Origin of the sequence: Gluconobacter japonicus (assembly GCF_015244665.1) — a bacterium.
In the GTDB taxonomy this organism is placed as follows: Bacteria; Pseudomonadota; Alphaproteobacteria; order Acetobacterales; family Acetobacteraceae; genus Gluconobacter; species Gluconobacter japonicus.
This window is the reverse complement of the sequence record NZ_JABCQN010000001.1, coordinates 33,969-52,580: the sequence shown is the minus strand read 5'-3', so window position 1 is coordinate 52,580 and position 18,612 is coordinate 33,969. Positions and strand designations below refer to the sequence as shown.

The following is an 18,612-nucleotide window of genomic DNA, read 5'->3' as shown; positions in this document are numbered from 1 at the left end:
GTGAACCATTGTTCGCGAGGAACGCCTCAGATGCAACACTGGCTCAACTGGGTTTCCCCTCCTTGCAGTCTCCTCCGTCCCGGCAGATCAGTTCCAGCAGAAGCACGGAACGTCCCGTAACGACGTATTCAAACTTCTGCTCAAAAACTTCCTGTTCCACAGCAGCACCTGCATCCGGTTGATTGGTATCGAGCAGAAGCTTCCAGCGCCCTTCCCCTGTTTCCGGCAGAATGAAAGGAACAGAGTCTTTCCATCCATTGAGCACGATCAGAACCGTCGCATCCGAGCCACGGCGCATGATACCACTGCGTTGGCTGCGGCCATCAATCATGAGCCCGAAACACTGATCGTGCTGCCAGTCTTCCGGCATCATTAGCCCCCCCGTTGCCGTAACCCAACTCAGTTCCTGAACATCCAGTTCCTTGTTGTAGGCTTCCGTCAGAAACCGGCTGCGATGCAGGATCGGATACCGATGACGCAGTTCTGTCAGACGTTGTACAAAAGACTGAAGCCTCTTGCCTTCATCGCTAATGTCCCAGTGCAGCCAGGAAATTTCATTATCCTGGCAATACGCATTGTTATTACCCTGCTGCGTCCGACCAAACTCGTCTCCCGCAACAATCATTGGCGTTCCCTGAGACAAAAGCAAGGTAGACAGCATATTCCGGCACTGACGCCAGCGAACGGCATTGATGTCCGGATCGTCTGTCGGCCCCTCAACCCCGTAATTGTAAGAGCGGTTGTCCGGTGAGCCGTCCTTCCCGTCTTCGCCATTCGCTTCGTTATGGCGCTCATTATAGGACACGCAGTCCATCAGCGTGAAACCATCATGCGCCGTAACGAAATTCACGCAGGCCCATGTCCGACGGCCGCTATGATTGAAACGGTCTGGACTAGCCAGAAGCCGAGGGGCTAACGCACCGGATTTTGCCTCGCCTCGCCAGAAATCACGTGTTGTGTCACGGAAAACATCATTCCACTCAGCCCAACCCGGGGGGAAATTCCCAACCTGATATCCCCCTGGTCCCACATCCCAGGGTTCTGCAATCAGTTTGACATGAGAGAGAATGGGGTCCTGCTGGCAAACACGCAGGAAACTCGAATCTTTGTGGAAACCATCATCTTCACGCGCAAGTATCGTTGCAAGGTCAAACCGAAATCCATCAACACCCATTTCCTCCACCCAATACCGCAGACTATCTGCAACAAACCGGATGCAGTTCAGATGCGTCAGGCTGAACGTATTCCCCGTACCTGTTTCGTTAATGTAATGTCTTTTACTATCCGGCATAAGACGGTAATAGGACGCATTGTCCAGACCGCGGAAAGAGAGCGTTGGCCCCAGTTCATTGCCTTCTGCCGTGTGGTTATAAACAACATCCAGAATAACCTCGAGACCTGCCTCGTGACAGGCCCGAACAAGCGCTCTGAATTCCTGAGCCGCATTGTCTGGTTCGGAAGCATAATGACTTTCGGGAGAAAAGAACCCGATCGTATTATAGCCCCAGTAATTGCTCAGTCCCTTGTCCGCGAGGAATTTGCTGTTCACAAAACTCTGAACTGGCAGGAATTCAACTGCCGTCACGCCCAGATCTCGAATATTTTTCAGCAATGTCGGATCAGACAAACCAGCATAAGTTCCGCGAATTTTTTCAGGAACCTGCGGATGAAGTTTCGTATAACCCTTCACATGCATTTCGTAGATGACCGTATCCGTCCAGGACGTTTGCGGCCTCTCAAAATGCTGCGGCGTCGGATCAATGATAATGCTTTTAGGGACGAAAGGCGCACTGTCTTCTGAATTGAAGCTCAGATCCTTGTCAGCATGGTCAAGCACATAACCGAAAAGTGCCGGGTCCCACGTGAGATCTCCATGAAACGCACGGGCATACGGGTCAAACAGCAGTTTATTCGGATTAAATCTGTGCCCTTCATCCGGCTCATACGGTCCATGAACACGATAGCCATAAAGCTGCCCTGGCTTCAGATCAGGAACCCAACCATGAAAGACGTGATCCGTATATTCCGGAAGCTTGATCCGGTCTGTTTCCCGCTTGCCATCGTCATCAAAGAGACACACTTCGACCGATTTCGCGTGGGCCGAAAAAACTGCGAAATTGACCCCGTCATTTTCAAACATGGCTCCCAGACGATTGGGAGAACCTTCCTGTAATCCCTTCTGGCGCGAACTGCTCATAGTCATTGTTCCAGAAAAGACGCGCGCCGGTTTTCCTGCCCCATGGCAGAGCCGCGCAGCCTTCAGATCGGTAACGCGGCAAGAGCCCGTGAAAGAGGCGATAACTTATCCGTGATCCCGTTTCCAACACCCTCTGTCAGGCGTTGTGCCATCAGAAAGCCAAAAATCAACAAACGTCCTCGAATAACTGGGCCGACAGCAAGAAGGGTGTGTGCCATGCTCCAGAATACGCCCACCTCGACAAAACGGGAGTTACAGCTCCTATCGGTCGCTGCCGAGATGTATCCTTTCATCAAAACGGGCGGACTGGGAGACGTTGTTGGCTCTTTGCCAGATGCTCTTGAGAAGCAGGGCGTCAGCACACGAACCCTGTTACCAGGTTATCCGGCTGTTCTTCGCGCTCTCTCCAACAGAGAAGAAATAATCCGGATTGATAATGTTCTTGGACATACAGTGACAGTCCTGTGCGGAAGAACAGAGGGCAATACTGTTTATGCTCTGGATATCCCTGCACTCTATGATCGGCCGGGCAATCCCTACCTTGAACCTTCCGGACAACCCTGGAGCGACAATGGCATCCGCTATGCCGTTCTGAGCCGTGTTGGAGCTTTGATCGCCGCGGGACTGCTCCCAGACTGGAAACCTGATGTGGTTCTGACACATGACTGGCACGCCGGTCTTGTGGCTCCCTACCTCCATTACATGGAAGGCACGACACCCCCGGTCGCGCATGTCATTCATAACCTCGCGTTTCAGGGGCTCTATCCTTATGACATGCTCCAAACCTTCGGCATACCTGACGATGCCTTCACCCCTGACAAGCTTGAGTATTACGGGCAGATCAGCTTCATGAAAGGAGCGCTTCAGCTCTCCGACCGGCTGATCAGCGTCTCTCCAACCTATGTCGAAGAAATCCAGACACCGGAAGAAGGCATGGGGCTGGATGGCGTTCTACGGGCCCGTTCCAATGTTCTGACAGGCATCCTGAATGGCGTGGACCTTCGGGAATGGAATCCCATGACGGACCCGTCTGTATTCTTCCCGTATGCTGTAGGCGACATTATCGCGCGCCGCGCCAACAAACGTGTCTTCCAGGCAGAATTTGGTCTCCCGCAGAAAGCGGACGCCCTCCTGCTCGGTATGGTCAGCCGCCTGACTACACAGAAAGGTGCTGATCTTCTGGCCCGTCTGGCTCCGCGTCTGTTTCAGGAGAATATCCAGCTTGCTGTGGTTGGCACAGGTGACGAGGCCATCATGCAGGAATTTGCCACACTTCGGAGCCGCTACCCTGACAATTTCGTCTGCCACCTTCGGTACAGCGAGGTCCTCGGACACAGACTGCATTCTGCCGTAGATGCTTCCCTGATTCCATCGCGGTTTGAACCCTGTGGCCTGACCCAGTTTCATGCACTCCGCTACGGATCAATTCCCATTGCCGCACGTGTTGGGGGACTAAGCGATACGATCATTGACGCCAACTCCGCTGCGGTTTCGGAAGGCGTCGCAAACGGCATCCTGTTCTCTCCCACCACGGAAGACATGCTGTATCTGGCCATCCGTCGGGCTCAAACCCTGTTCCGCCAGAAAGCCGTTTGGGCACGGATGCAGCGCAATGGAGCCCTCCATGATGTCTCGTGGAATGGGAAGGCTGCTCAGTACGCTCAGGTACTACACGAAATGTCCGGATACGAAACAAAAACCACTGATACGGGTACCGATATCGCCCCCCGGCGCGCAGATCCTGCTTCAGCACGCCCTCGTCTGTCTCGGCAGGTCGCTCGCATGCCCCGGACATCCGGCGGAACGACCATATCTTCTCTTATTCCCTTTTCACCCCGTACGGGCACCGGCCCCTGAAAGTTTTCCCCTATGCACGCTCGTACGGTCGATCCAGCACTGCAAGACATGATTAACACCCTGATGACGGGTCAGTGTGGCGATCCTTTCGCAGTGCTGGGGCGTCATCGGGACCATCGACAGGATATCGTCAGAGTCTTCTACCCTGATGCCGTAGAAGTGCATTTGATGATCCAGCAAGCTTCTGGCCAAACTGTTGAAAAAATCATGCGCCGAATTGATGATCGGGGGCTTTATTCAGCGACATTGCCACGCTCGGCACACTATTTCCTGCGTATCCGCTGGGCCGATGCCTGGCAGGAAACACATGATCCTTACAGTTTCGGTCTGCTGTTAGGGGATATTGATCTTTACCTGTTCTCGGAAGGAAAGCATCAGCAGATCGATCGTATGATGGGCGCCATTCCCATGACCGTGAACGGTATAGAAGGCGTGCGTTTTGCCGTCTGGGCACCCAATGCCCGGCGCGTCTCGGTTGTCGGTGATTTCAATATCTGGGATGGCCGCAGACACTGCATGCGCCTTCGCCATGGATCAGGCATCTGGGAACTGTTCATTCCCGGCGTCCAGGCCGGAGAACGATACAAATACGAAATAGTATCCCATAGCGGAAAAGTACTTCCTGCAAAGGCGGATCCATATGCCAAGGCCGCAGAACTCCCACCGGCCAATGCCTCCGTTATTGCTCATCCAGATGCATTTGAGTGGCACGATGAGGAATGGATGGCTGCTCGCCCTTCTCGACAATCCAATACTGCCCCCCTTTCAATCTATGAAATTCATGCGCCCTCCTGGCGTCACCCTCAGCATGGTCGTGAGATCATCAGTTGGGACGAACTGGGGAATACCCTTATTCCGTATCTTCAGGACCTCGGCTTTACCCATCTGGAACTTCTGCCTATTGCGGAATATCCATTTTCCGGTTCCTGGGGATACCAACCTCTCAGCCTGTATGCCCCAACAGCCCGTCATGGATCCCGTGCACAGTTTGCCAGGTTCGTTGACCGCTGCCACCAGGCAGGCCTGGGGATTATTCTGGACTGGGTTCCCGCGCATTTCCCAGCCGATCAGCACGGTCTCGCCCAGTTCGATGGAACGCATCTCTACGAGCATGCTGACCCGCAGGAAGGTTACCATCAGGACTGGCATACGCTCATTTACAATTACGGGCGCAACGAGGTCTGTGGCTTTCTGGCAGGAAGCGCTTTGCACTGGCTGGAACAGTTCCACATTGACGGTCTGCGTGTAGATGCCGTCGCATCCATGCTCTACCGGGACTACAGCCGCAAAGATGGAGAATGGCGCCCAAACATTCATGGCGGCCGCGAAAATCTTGAGGCCGTCAATTTCCTGCATCATCTTTCGGAAACACTCCATGACCTGCATCCAGGCACACTCCTGATTGCAGAGGAGTCAACATCATGGCCTGGAGTGACTGCACCAGCCCGGACTGGTGGCCTCGGTTTCGATTATAAATGGAACATGGGCTGGATGCATGACACGCTGCGCTACATGCAGCGCGACCCACTCTGGCGCGGCTATCACCCGTCGGACCTCACCTTCGGGATGATCTATGCCTATTCTGAGCGCTTTATCCTGCCACTGTCGCATGATGAAGTCGTTCACGGAAAAGGCTCTCTGCTGGGCAAAATGCCGGGAGACGACTGGCAGAAACATGCCAATCTTCGCGCCCTTTATGCCCTGATGTGGGCTTATCCCGGTCGCAAACTCCTGTTTATGGGCGGAGAAATAGCCCAACCACAGGAATGGAATCACGACGGGGAACTCGCCTGGCATCGTCTTTCAGACCCGCTCGGACGCGGTGTTCATGCCTTGATCCGTTCCCTCAACTGGCTCTATCGGCATCTTCCAGCGCTTCATACGCTTGATGATCGCCCCGAAGGTTTCCAGTGGCTGATCGCGGACGATACACAGAACAGTGTGTTTGCCTGGGTCCGATACACCCCCAATGCCCCTCCAGTGCTCATTGTAGGAAACATGACACCCGTTCCGCGTTGGGATTATCGCATTGGCGTTCCATGGGGTGGCCCATGGCAGGAACTGCTGAATACGGACGCTGATATTTTTGGCGGTAGCCATCTGGGCAATCAGGGTCAGGTTTATGCGCAGGATATTCCTTCTCATGGACTGGACCATTCTGTCAGCCTGACGCTCCCTCCTCTGTCTGTTCTCTATCTTTCTCCCGCCTCCTGAAAAACAAGGGGTCATTCCATGTCTTCATTCAGGTTCAGGAACCGCTTTGGTGCGGAACTTATTGCTCCGGACAAGACGCGTTTCACACTCTGGGCACCCTCCTGTGACAGGGTCGTCGTCGAGGTGGAAGACCTTGCTCCCATCACCATGCGTCGTCATTCAGACGGAACCTTCACAGCCGAAGCACCCTGTGGGGCCGGAGCACGCTATTTCTACAGGGTTCGGGACGAAATAACGGTTCCAGATCCTGCAAGCCGCTTTCAACCCGACGGTGTGCATGGTCGCAGCGAAGTTCTGGACCCAGACACTTACGACTGGAAGCATCCGGACTGGAAGGGACGTCCTTGGGAAGAAACGATCATTTACGAGACGCATCTGGGCCTTGAAGGCAATTACGAAGGCATGAAAGCGCGCCTTCAGGAACTGGCCGACCTTGGAATCACGACCATTCAGTTCATGCCCGTCAACAGCTTCAGCGGGCATTGGAACTGGGGCTATGATGGCGTACTTGTCTACGCACCCACTCCGGCCTACGGACGCCCGGATGATCTCAAAGACCTGATCGATCATGCCCATTCACTGGGACTGATGGTCTTTCTGGATGTCGTTTATAATCACTTCGGGCCTGACGGAAATTACCTTCTGGAATATGCCAAGGGCTTCTTCGACCCCCGGTATGATACACCATGGGGCGACGGCATTGATTTCCACAATCCCATCGTGGCGGATTTCTTCATCGACAATGCACTGTACTGGCTGATGGAGTATCGTTTTGATGGTCTGCGCATTGATGCTGCATGGGCCATTACGGATCAAAAATGGTTCTATAAGCTCCAGAGCAGAATTCATAAGACCGTCGAAAAAGGACGCCACGTCCATCTCATTCTTGAAAACGAAAACAATGATTCAGGCCTGTTGAGGGATGGCTATTCCGGGCAGTGGTGCGAAGACTGGCACCATACCCTGACCGTCATGTTGAGCGGCGAGGACAAAGGTTTTTTCCAGCCTTTCCATACAGAGACAACCGCTCTTCTCAAACGCGTTCTGACGGAAGGTTTTGCCTGGCAGGGAGAATATTTTCCACCCCGGAAAAAGGCACGCGGCACACCCAGCAGTGACCTTCCTCCCACCAAGTTCGTCACGTTTCTCCAGAACCACGATCAGATCGGCAATCGTCCGCTTGGGGAGCGCCTGATTACTCTCTCAAACCCTGATGCCTTTCAGGCCGCTTACGCTCTGTTGCTGTTATGCCCCATGACACCCATGCTGTTTCTGGGCGAGGAATGGGGTTCCACAACACCCTTCTACTTTTTCTCGGATTTCCATGGAGAAATTGGCAAAAAAGTCATTCTCGGTCGTGAGGAACAGTTTGCGGAATACTGCAACCTGACGGATCCGGAGATCCTCAAGACACTTCCCAATCCCATAGACCCGAAAACCTTCAGACTTTCCAAACCGGACAGAAGCCAACGAGACTCCCCAACGGGACAGGCCTGGCTGGCCATGACAAGAGAGCTCCTGTCGCTCCGACACTCGAAAATTACGCCCTATCTGAAAGGCGCTTATAGTGCAGGAGCCGACATTCTGGGAGATAAGGCTGTCGTGGCGCGCTGGACGCTGGCAAATGGCAGTCTTCTGACCATCGCCGTTAATCTTGGAAAAGAGAATGCCTCTTTCACAGACCCGGAAACGGTTTTCTACGACACCGCTTCCGATCGCCGTCCCGGCACGCTTCCTGCTGAAAGTTTAGTCGCAGGACTGGATCGTCCTCTTTAAAGGGGACGATCGCTCCCGCTGGACGCCGTCTTCTCACTCAACCAGCCCCCCTGGAAGCCTGCGCGTTGCAAACCATCACGCAGGTAAGGGTTCTTTTTCATCACGTCCCATACGAAACCGCTTCGCCAGTTTTCGAGCATCAGCAGGATTGGCCCCTGATCAATGCCAAGCTGCTGCCCATCTACCCAATAATCGTTCTTGTCCTTGAAGGACGGATTGAAGGAATCCAGGAAGCCATACTGGTTATAGATCCGGTTTCCATAGCGCTTTTGCATTTCTTCAAGAGCAGGAAGTGCAATTTCCGGTGCAAAAGCAATGGATCCGCCGGCCGCAGTCGGCGCAATCGTTCCATCATCCAGAATGTAATCGCGTCCGGCCCCACGCGCACTGTACGCCAGATAATGACGCGGCTTACCGTCATAATCCTGATGCGCGTCACCCGGTCCATCGCACGCCGTCAGGCCCCAGATATTCGCGCCATAATCTTTCCAGTCGCCTGGATTGGCCTGTGCATAGGCGCGCTGCGCATACACGGCTTCACGTCCGTTCTGGAAATAATCATCATTATGCTTGCGATTGAAGTCATCCTGAATGCCACGGAAGTCAATCCAGGATTCACTATACTGATGACCGAACATCGGCGCGAAATTCAGAAGCTGATGCCCCTGAAAATCTCCCCACTGCCCATCATAAGTCGCAGTCCACGTCTTCCATGTGTCGGCAGGCAGAGGATGCGTCGGAGAAGCGATGGCCAGAAGGTAAATGATCAGACCTTCGTTATAGCCCTTCCAGTCCGTCGTAATGAAGTTGTTAGGCGGGGACCAACCCATGCTGAGCCAAGGGCCATGGGCTTTCATCCATGTCCAGTCAATCCGGCGATACAGACGATCCGCAATGTCGCGGATTTCCTTTTCTTTCGCATTGTCCTGATCATAGTAGGACTGTGCGAACAGAACGCCGCCCATGAGAAGTGTTGTGTCTACGCTTGAAAGTTCGGACCAATCCGCGACGCGCAAGCCCGTGTTCGGATCAAGGAAATGGTAGAAAAAACCCTTGTACCCGGATGCGCCGGACACCTTGTCATTCTGTGGCAGACTGATGAGAAACCGTAGCGTCGTCAGCGTGCGGTCCACCGCCTGATCGCGTGTGACATAACCGCGCTCCGCACCGATCCCGTAAGCCGTCAGCCCGAACCCGACACTGGCGATACTGGCTGCACCATTGGGAAGCGGCGAACGATCCGGCACCAGACCGTTTTTCGGGTTGGCTGTATCCCAGAACCACCGAAATGTCCGGTGCTCCAGATCTTCCACGAAGGCCTGATCGGCTTTCGTCAGTGACGCTGGCTTATTAAGCTGCGCCACCACCGTGTTCGCTGCGAGAGCTGCTCCTGAAGAGAGTGCCAGATGCACAACCCCTGCCACCGCCCCGGTTCTGAGAAGACGGGAAGAGGAGGCACAGAACTTTTGTCCTGCACGTCGTGCTGTCGAGAGAAACCTGTTGCCCGGCGCAGGCTGCATTCGAAAGTCAGTGCTCATGCGCCCAGCATAAGCGTAGACAACGCATCACTTGAACGTGGAGTGAGATCACAACATCGTGATGATTTTTACCCGCAGAAAACTGCGAATATTAACGAATATCATTAGCTCCGAAATTCAAGAATCAATACTATTTTGCAAGCTTCCGTTACACGCCCGATTCCCGCTCGACGGGGGAATCTCACTCTCCCAGAAACCGGGCCGCAATTTCTGCCGTAACAAAAGCAGCAATCATTTCAGGTCTTTTGTCCCGAACGCCAAAATCCCCGATCGGGCAAACCAGCTTATCGATCTGCTCCTGCGGAATATCAATTGCCCGGAAGGCACTTTCAAAACGCTTGCGCTTCGTCCGGGACCCAATCATGCCTACATATCGCAAATCGTTACGGGCCAGCGCAGCACCCGTGATCAGGGCATCCAGCGTATGGCTCTGCGTCAGAACCAGAATCCCAGATCCAGCAGGCGTAGCATCAAGAATGCTCTCCCAGTCGGACGTCACCTGCGCGTCAACGGCTGGCGGAACCGGTCCGAACTCATCCTCCCGGGCATCCACCCAGATGAGTTGCAAAGGCAGTAATGCGAGCGATTTTGCCAGAGCCCTGCCAACATGCCCGGCCCCGAATAGGATCAGCTGAGGCAGCCCTTCCCGCTCTTTCCAGACCTCACGCTCAAGCGCCTCCATATCTACGACGCGCTCAATACTGACGGTGACTGCGCCCCCACAACACTGATTGATGGCCGGGCCCAGCGGTATATGTCTCTCAAGGCGTTCCCCGCCCTCCGTCAAGACAGTACGGGCCTTCGCCATGCAGTCCCATTCCAGACGGCCGCCGCCAATCGTCCCAACCTGCTCGCGCGACGTCACCAGCATGTAGGCCCCAGCTTCACGCGGAGTAGATCCTTTAGCGACCAGAACCGTAATTCTGGCCACTGCCTCCCTCGCATCACGCCAGCGGCGGATGGCTTCCAACATGATCAGTCGATCTCGCCACGCAGGCTCATGGCAGTTCGCAGAACCCGCTCCGGCGTGGCGGGCGCATCAAGCTGGGGGCAGGTCTTGTAGTCATTCAGGCTGGCGAGAGCATCCGAAATGGCCTGAAGGACGGCCACACCATGCACAAAAGGAGGTTCCCCAACGGCCTTGGACCGGAAAATTGTCTCCTCCTGGTTCGGAGCATTTTCCAGCAGTTCCACATTGAAAATCCGTGGCCGATCGGAACAGGCCGGGATCTTGTAGGTGCTGGGGGCATGTGTCCGCAGACGACCCGCAGGATCCCAGACCAATTCTTCCATCGTCAGCCAGCCTGCGCCCTGCACGAAGCCACCTTCGATCTGCCCGACGTCAATATCCGGGTTCAGAGACTGCCCAGCGTCATGGAGAATATCCACGCGGTCCATGGTGTTTTCACCCGTCAGCAGATCAACGGACACTTCCGCACAGGCCGCGCCATAGGCGAAGTAAAAGAACGGACGTCCCCGCCCCGTTGCCGGGTCCCAGGAAATCTTGGGCGTTTTGTAGAACCCGTTGGAAGACAGGGAAATACGGGCGAAATAAACCTGCCAGGCCAGTTGCTGGAAAGTCATGACATCTGACCCGACATGCACACCATCCGGCAGAAACTGCACGTCTTCTTCAGAGACGCTCCACTTCTCAGCAGCAAACGCGATCATGCGGCGCTTGATCTTGGTAATGGCATCCAGAACTGCCATGCCGTTCAGATCCGCTCCGGAAGACGCCGCTGTTGCGGATGTATTGGGAACCTTGCCAGTTGTGGTGGCCGTAATGCGAACCCGGTCGGACGTCAGGCCAAACTCACGCATGGCAATCTGCACCATTTTCGTGTGCAGACCCTGCCCCATCTCGGTTCCGCCATGGTTTACCTGCACGGAACCATCCGTGTAGACATGAACCAGCGCACCAGCTTGATTGTAATGTGTCGCCGTGAAGGAAATGCCGAATTTTACCGGCGTCAGGGCAATCCCGCGCTTGATGTATCGACTGGTTTTATTGAAAGCGCGGATCTCTTCCTTGCGCTTTGCATAATCACAGCGCCGCACCAGTTCCGTGACAATTTCCCGACTGATCGAATCTTCCACCGTCATATGATACGGCGTGACGTTCCGGTCTGTCGTTCCATAGAAATTGCGCAACCGCACCGTGACCGGATCAAGTCCCGTCGCAAACGCAACTTCCTCAATCACCCGCTCCGCCGCGACAATACCCTGCGGACCACCAAACCCTCGATAGGCCGTGTTGGACTGCGTGTTGGTCCGCAGTGGCTCGGAACGGAACCGCACATCCGGATAGAAATACGCGTTGTCTGCATGAAACAGCGCACGATCCACAACAGGACCGGACAGATCGGCGGACCAGCCACAGCGAGCGGCCAGAACCATATCAACCGCCAGAATGTCCCCGTCATCCGTGAAACCGACATCATAATCCACGACGAAATCATGCCGTTTGCCGGTCATCATCATGTCGTCGTCACGGTCCAGACGCATCTTGGCAGCCTGGCCGGTCAGATCAGCCGCAATAGCCGCCAGACAGGCCGCAGCATTGGCCTGCGTTTCCTTACCCCCAAAGCCCCCGCCCATCCGGCGCACTTCCGTCGTGACCAGATGATGGGGCCGCCCCAGAACACACGCCACCAGATGCTGCGTTTCAGACGGATGCTGCGTGGAAGACCAGACACGCATTTCCCCCGCCTCACCCGGTTGAGCCAGAGCGGCCTGCCCTTCAAGGTAGAAATGCTCCTGCCCGCCCATCGTGATACTGCCAGACAGACGACGCGGCGCGGCAGCCAGTCCGGCATCCACATCACCACGCTTCATGACCAGCGGACGCCAAACCAGATCGCCGCCAGCTTCCCGTGCCTGAGCGACGTTCAGGATAGCAGGCTTCTCTTCATACTCGATCTTTGCAAGCCGTACGGCCTGACGGGCCGCCTGCCGGGATGTTGCCACTACAGCAAACATCGGCTGACCCCAATAATAGACATGATCCGTGGCCAGTAGCGGCTCATCATGCGCATGCACCGGGCTGATCTCATTCTCGCCCGGAACATCCTCGGCCGTCAGAACCCGCACCACGCCCGGCGCAGACCGCACCGCGCTCAAATCCATGGAAACGATCCGCGCATGAGCCTTGGTGCTCAGCCCCGGAACGACATGCAACATGCCTTTCGGCTCGGGCATATCGTCGATGTAATTTGCGCGCCCTGTCACATGCAGGATCGCGCTTTCATGCTTCATGCTGGTCGAGGCAGCCCCCTGAACCAGTATCTTGTGAGCCTCAGACATGCGCCAGCCCTCCGGTGCGGGCCAGACGCGCCTGTGGGCCGCCCGTCGTTTCCTCAAAGAAGCGCGTCAGCAGGTTGGCAGCCACCGTGCGGCGATACCAGTCCGTCGCCCGCATGTCTGTCAGTGGCGTAAAGTCCTGTGCGATGGCAGCGCGCGCGGCTTCAAGTGCCTCTTCATTCCAAACACGTCCCAGCAGCGCGGCTTCCGCCTGTTCGGCCCGCTTCGGTATTGCTGCCATACCGCCATAAGCCAGACGCACGGACGTAATCACGCCCTCAGCATTCCGCTCCATCATGAAAGCCCCCAGAACAGCGGAAATATCCTGATCGAAGCGTTTGGAAATCTTGTAAGCCCGGAACTGCGCATTCGCCGGAGGAACCGGAATGGTCACGCCTTCCACGAACTCGCCAGGACGACGATCCTGCTTTCCATAGGCAATGAAGTAGGATTCCAACGGCAAAGAACGGCGCTCATTACCCAAACGCAGATGAAGCGTGGCTCCAGCCGCAATGAACATCGGCGGCCCGTCCCCGATCGGGGAGCCGTTCGCGATATTCCCGCACACAGTCGCACTATTGCGAACCTGCGTTGAGCCCAAACGACGGATCATCTCCCCTGCATCCGGCAATAGTTCTGCAATGCGGGACTGGGCTTCCTGATAGGTCACGGCAGCCCCAATCGTCAGACCTTCTGCTGTCCGTTCCATCCGGCGAAGTTCCGGTACACGACCGATGGCCACAACATGCCGAAGCTGCCGCATCCCTTTCGTTACCCACAGGCCAACATCCGTAGCCCCTGCCACAATGGTCGCATCGGGGTTCTGTTCCAGCACTTCCGCCAGGACATCCACATTCCCCGGAACCGTCAGTGTCCCTTCCGTGCCGGAAAGCTGCACGGTTTCACCATCATTCAGAGCCACCAGACGCTCCGTAATGGTCTGAACCTGCGCATCGAAACGATCAGGCCCCGCGGTCATGGACTGTTTCATCGCCCGAACGATGGGTGCGTACCCCGTACAACGGCAGAGGTTTCCAGCCAACGCGTCATCAATCTTCGCATCGTCATCCGTAGCACCCGGGGTCTTGCGATAGGCGGCCATAGACATGACAAAGCCCGGCGTACAGAAGCCACACTGGGAGCCGTGTTGCTCGACCATTGCCGCCTGAACCAGGTGCGGCGCGTCTGGTGTGCCAAGGTCTTCAATCGTATAAACCTGCGCCCCGTCCAGCATACTTACAAACTGGATGCACGCATTGACCGCGCGCCAGACAAGCCGGTCCTGTTCCAGCCGAACGACCAGAACCGTGCAGGCACCACAATCCCCTTCATTGCAACCCTCTTTCGTTCCAGTCCGGCCACGCTCACGCAGCCAGTCCAGCAGGGTCAGTGTCGGAGAGACATCCCCAAGTACGATGCGGTCATCGCCGAGATAAAACTGAACGGCCTGTCTCATCACACCTGCCCCCCTGAACAAGAAGTCTGTACTGAAAAAAGAAGAAATTCTGGCTGGACTGGCAAAATGCGACCCTGAAAAAGCGAGAAATCCCGCATACGGAAAGGGGAAGATTAGCAGACTCCTGCACTATCGAGGGTGTTGCCGTCCAGTACTAAGATACGCATAGCGCGTTGCTTTTTCGAGAGCACATTTCCTCAAAACCTCTCATACAAAAACACCCGGCACGAAGGCCGGGTGCATGGAGAGGTTCTGGAACCCGATATCAGAATTTCGCGGAAACCGTTCCAAAAAACTGTCGGGGGGCAGCGATGAACAGATTGGCGTTATCATCCCCCGAAACAGAGGCAGCGCCGTAAACACCCCCGATATAAACCTGATTGAACAGGTTCGTGACACCAAACGACGTCTGGAAGTTCTGAACAAATCCAATCTTGCCGAAATCGTATGTCGCGTTGAGGTTGGAGGTCCAGTATGCGGGGATCTTTTCGTTGTTCGTATATGTCATGTAACGCGCACTGGTATAGGTCGTGTTGAAGTTGAAGGTCGCGCGCTTCCATGTATAGGTCACGTTCGCCTTGTACATAAACTTCGGATAGTAGACCTGCTGCTTACCTTTAATGCTGATGTAAGCACCGTTATAAGGCAAATGTGAGTCCTGATAGGTCGCATCATTCCAGCTAAAACTGTTGGTGATCGCCAGCCCCGGAAGAGGACGGATCGTTCCAGCCACATCCGCGCCATTCATCGTTTCACGACCAACATTCATGAAAGCGCTGTAAGTGTTCCCCGTCGATCCACTCGTGATGGCTGCCAGACGGTTATAATAGTCCGTGTGGTAGAAATCCGCGCTCCCTGAGAAGAAATGCGAATTGAAGCGATAGCCGACGACATAATTCCATGTCCGTTCCGGCCGTAAGGTCTGCTTGTTCGCATTGAATACCGACTGGGCCGGGTTTGCAGAACTCCCCAGACCGCCCCATGGGTTTCCACTGCCACTCTGGGCCCCGTAATCATAGGCACGCATGTTTTCAGCAATGTCGAAATAGACTTCATGCTGGTTCAGGAAATGATAATCGAAGTTGAAATGCGGCAGGAAGGCATTCGCTGCAGTCAGGCTGCCAGACGCCGGATGGCTGTAATAAACGCCCCACTGTGACAACGTACCCGAATTATCAATGCTGGTGCCACCATGGGTCGTCTGCAACAGCGATTTGAACCCGGCCGTCACCGTCATTTCAGGCAGAATATGATAGGTATCCTGTAAGTAGAACTGGAAGGTATTGGTGTTGAAAGAGTCTTCCCACCATTTCGTCCCGTTCTTGAAATTGGAAATGGAAGAATGTGGTTTGTCCACTCCATCTTCATACATCTCCATCGGGTAATTAAACCGGTTGTTCTCATACCAGATACCCGTCTTGATATCGTTATGATGTCCGGCATGAATATCGAAACTCTGCACAAACCCAAGGCGTCGCACATCCGGATGACCCGTTTCCATGGCCATTGGAACCTGTGAGGTCGGAGAGGTCAGGAAGGGATTGGTTGCGCTGTAATCGCCATTTGAAACATGTGCGTACGCAATCGTCTTGGAATCCACATTCGGGAAAAGCTTAAAATCCCCGGTGATGGCAGACATGTAATTCCGCTGCGTCTGGGTTCCGTCATAAGCGTAATCGCCAATTTCATCGTTGGACAATACGCCTTCCAGATTACTCGGCACTCCCCCATTCTGGGCGTACATCGCGTATTCTTTGGCCAGTTCGTAATTTGGTTTCAGATAGGTCGTTTTGCGTCCCATCTTCTGCCACATGTTTTTTGTCACGCTGAGATAATTGTATTGCTCGAAATTTGAATAATCGAAAATGGCCGTAATCTTACCGTGATCTCCCACAGGCTGCACCAGCTTGAAATTGGCCTGCTGTTCCTGCTGGTCTCCATAGCCCTTCCACAGATCCTGTGCTGTCCGGGCATAAGCAGCGTAAAATTTTGTCCCGCTTGCGTTCAGAACGCCACTATCAGCTCTGGCGAATGTTCTGAAGCCGTGATTACTACCAAAAAGCTGGCTGATACGCCCGCCAGCTTTGTTTTCCGGATCACTGGACGTGAACGTAATTGCCCCACCCAGAGTCTGTGCAGACGGGGTATCCAAGGCCCCCGCTCCCTGAGACATGGTCAGGCTTTCGATATTTTCCTGAATTTCCATCTGGTCAACGCCAAGACCATTCCAGTTATGGAAACCTTGCCCGCCCATTGGAATACCATCCAGAGAGACACCAAGCTGGGTCTGATTGAAACCACGCACATAGAGTGTATTCGCCACAGTATCGAGACCAAACGCATCATCCGATGCAAAATTCGCGCCCGGCGTTGTTAGAGCCAGAACCTGCATCGGGCTTGTCCCGGCCACGAAATGATCAAGCGTCTGACGGCTAACAACTTCCACGGCGCTATGAGGACCACTCCGATGCGCATGAACAGTCATAGCTTCCGAGCCGGATTTGACGGAAGGCTTAGACCGAACCCCAGCCCCTCTCACAGGAGCAACAGCTTTGGGAGCAGACGTCGCGTGATGATGCCGGGTTTTATGGGACGCTGCGTTGGCGGGGCCAGCAATCAGACCAGCCAGAGCAACGCCAGAAAGAAGAAGCCGAGATGCTCGGGGCATTAGGAGTCCGTTTCATTGGATATCAGACCCCGCATTGGAAAGTTTTTATTCTTAGTGTGTCAATTTCATATCATATAATTTCTGACTCTAAATTGTCACCCGTTGCAATTTCGCAACATGAGGAATTATGATCGTCCAAGCAGCGATGCCAAAGCTGGCCAGAGTTCTGCCTGCTCCACAGCACTGACCGTAAAACGCAGCATAGTGGACGGCGCCTGCGTCGATGAGAAAAGCGTTCCAGGAGCCAGTAGCATCCCTGCTTCAGATGCCGCCCGCGCAACCGCCTCTGAATCCTGCCCACAATCCGCCCAGACAAAAATGCCAGCCGGCGGCAGGTATGGCACGTTCAGACCACAAGCCGTCAGCACATCAACGCATTTCTGCCGGGCTTGATTGACCTTTTGCCGCAGTCTCAGCAGATGCCGTCCGTAATGCCCCTCTCTCAGTAGTCGCGTCATGACATTTTCCCCAAGTTGTGGCGTAGAGAGGCCCGCCAGAAGCTTGAGATCAATCAGACGAGCAACCAGATCCGGCCTCGCGGACAGAACGCCCACCCTCAGCCCGGCGGCCAGTGTCTTGGCATACCCCGTAACGAGAATGACGCGTTGCAGGCGGTCCATGGAGGCAAGACGGATGGCTGTGCCATCATGGAAATCCGCATAAGTGTCGTCTTCCAGAATCATGAAATCATGCTTCTCAGCGAGACGAAGCACGTCATGCGCAGCGGCGGCTCCGAGCGTGTAACCCGTCGGGTTATGGACCACACTGTTGATGAGAAAGAGCTTGGGACGATGCTCCGCAGCCAGTCGCTCCAGCACCTCCAGATCTGGCCCTTCCCGCCGTCTCGGAACACTGATGATCCGGGCGCCATAAGCTGCAAGACGTCCAAAAATCAGAGGCCATCCGGGGTCTTCGACCAGAACCGTATCACCGGGCTGAACCATCAACCGAAGCACAAGATCTATCGCATGGGTCACACCCGCCGTGGTCATCAAATGATGATCCGGATGTGCCGCTATTCCTTGCGTTCCCAGCATGGTCGCGATGTGTTTGCGCAACTGCGGGCTACCCTGCGGATGCCCATAATGCAGAAGGCCTTCAACATCCGTGCGGGCACTCGCCCGGATGGCACCCGCCACAAGATCCGCATCCAGCCAGTGCTGTGGCAAAACACCTGATGCCGCTGTGAGCTTTACGGACGTTCCGGTTCCAAACATTTCACGCAGGAGCCATGTCACATCCAGCCGAGAGGGCTCGGTCTGTTCCTGTACGACAGCCTCTGCCACAACAGGGAGATCCACGGGTGGTCGCACGAAATATCCAGCACCCGGCCGGGACAGGATCAGCCCTCGAGCCTGAAGACGCTCATAAGCCTCTATCACCGTATAACGGCTCAACCCTGCGCTTTCTGCCATTTTACGGACAGACGGCAGACGACTGCCCGGCCTGAGCATATGCGCTTCGATCCGCCCGACCAATTCGGCTTCAAGCTGTTCAACCAGAGTTCTGTCCGCCCCACGAACAGGCTGCCACACAGGCAGCATTCCGGATGAAGCGATGGAAACTGGCATGGTCAAACCTCCGGTACAGTCTGAAAGAATATCGT

11 protein-coding genes are annotated in these 18,612 nt (G+C 55.0%); 3 read left to right on the top strand and 8 right to left on the bottom strand.

The window, feature by feature from the left end; translation table 11 throughout:
- Window positions 1-43: 43 nt before the first annotated feature.
- Together glgX and HKD32_RS00235 are read right to left on the bottom strand one after the other, a co-directional pair.
- Entirely contained in the window at window positions 44-2,197 is a 2,154-nt protein-coding gene (glgX, locus tag HKD32_RS00240) for a glycogen debranching protein GlgX (RefSeq protein ID WP_061930300.1), read from the bottom strand.
- Window positions 2,198-2,259: 62 nt separating this feature from the next.
- A complete protein-coding gene (locus HKD32_RS00235; protein WP_167347212.1) occupies window positions 2,260-2,415 on the bottom strand; it encodes a hypothetical protein in 156 nt (51 codons plus the stop codon).
- On the opposite strand from HKD32_RS00235, the gene glgA reads away from it, so the two are divergent.
- From glgA to treZ, 3 genes are read left to right on the top strand one after another with little or no spacing between them, the layout of a single operon-like run.
- Window positions 2,414-4,054, top strand: coding sequence for a glycogen synthase GlgA (gene glgA / locus HKD32_RS00230; protein ID WP_061930303.1), 1,641 nt, complete (start codon window positions 2,414-2,416; stop codon window positions 4,052-4,054). The genes HKD32_RS00235 and glgA overlap by 2 nt on opposite strands.
- 12 nt (window positions 4,055-4,066) lie before the next feature.
- Window positions 4,067-6,268 carry a 1,4-alpha-glucan branching protein GlgB gene (glgB, locus tag HKD32_RS00225; RefSeq protein WP_061930306.1) on the top strand — a complete coding sequence of 734 codons (2,202 nt, stop codon included), beginning with the start codon at window positions 4,067-4,069 and terminating at the stop codon, window positions 6,266-6,268.
- An 18-nt stretch (window positions 6,269-6,286) separates the two neighbouring features.
- Window positions 6,287-8,044 (top strand): malto-oligosyltrehalose trehalohydrolase, encoded by a 1,758-nt coding sequence (treZ, locus tag HKD32_RS00220; protein WP_061930309.1) that lies wholly within the window; start codon window positions 6,287-6,289, stop codon window positions 8,042-8,044.
- Here the strand turns inward: treZ and HKD32_RS00215 are convergent.
- The 6 genes from HKD32_RS00215 to HKD32_RS00190 all read right to left on the bottom strand — a co-directional run bounded on the left by HKD32_RS00215 (window position 8,041) and on the right by HKD32_RS00190 (window position 18,577).
- Entirely contained in the window at window positions 8,041-9,468 is a 1,428-nt protein-coding gene (locus HKD32_RS00215; RefSeq protein WP_194257509.1) for a glucoamylase family protein, read from the bottom strand. The two genes, treZ and HKD32_RS00215, sit on opposite strands and share 4 nt — an antisense overlap.
- A gap of 295 nt (window positions 9,469-9,763) precedes the next feature.
- Window positions 9,764-10,555: a xanthine dehydrogenase accessory protein XdhC gene (xdhC, locus tag HKD32_RS00210; RefSeq protein WP_194257313.1), complete on the bottom strand. Its 792-nt coding sequence runs from the start codon at window positions 10,553-10,555 to the stop codon at window positions 9,764-9,766.
- A gap of 2 nt (window positions 10,556-10,557) precedes the next feature.
- Window positions 10,558-12,885 (bottom strand): xanthine dehydrogenase molybdopterin binding subunit, encoded by a 2,328-nt coding sequence (gene xdhB / locus HKD32_RS00205; protein ID WP_194257312.1) that lies wholly within the window; start codon window positions 12,883-12,885, stop codon window positions 10,558-10,560.
- On the bottom strand, window positions 12,878-14,338 hold the full coding sequence (xdhA, locus tag HKD32_RS00200; RefSeq protein WP_194257311.1) for a xanthine dehydrogenase small subunit: 1,461 nt from the start codon (window positions 14,336-14,338) through the stop codon (window positions 12,878-12,880). The genes xdhB and xdhA overlap by 8 nt, the downstream gene beginning before the upstream one ends.
- 265 nt (window positions 14,339-14,603) lie before the next feature.
- Window positions 14,604-17,006, bottom strand: a complete 2,403-nt coding sequence (locus HKD32_RS00195) for a TonB-dependent receptor family protein (protein WP_194257310.1) — start codon at window positions 17,004-17,006, stop codon at window positions 14,604-14,606.
- Between the two features lie 125 nt (window positions 17,007-17,131).
- On the bottom strand, window positions 17,132-18,577 hold the full coding sequence (locus tag HKD32_RS00190) for an aminotransferase-like domain-containing protein (RefSeq protein ID WP_194257309.1): 1,446 nt from the start codon (window positions 18,575-18,577) through the stop codon (window positions 17,132-17,134).
- Window positions 18,578-18,612 lie beyond the last annotated feature (35 nt).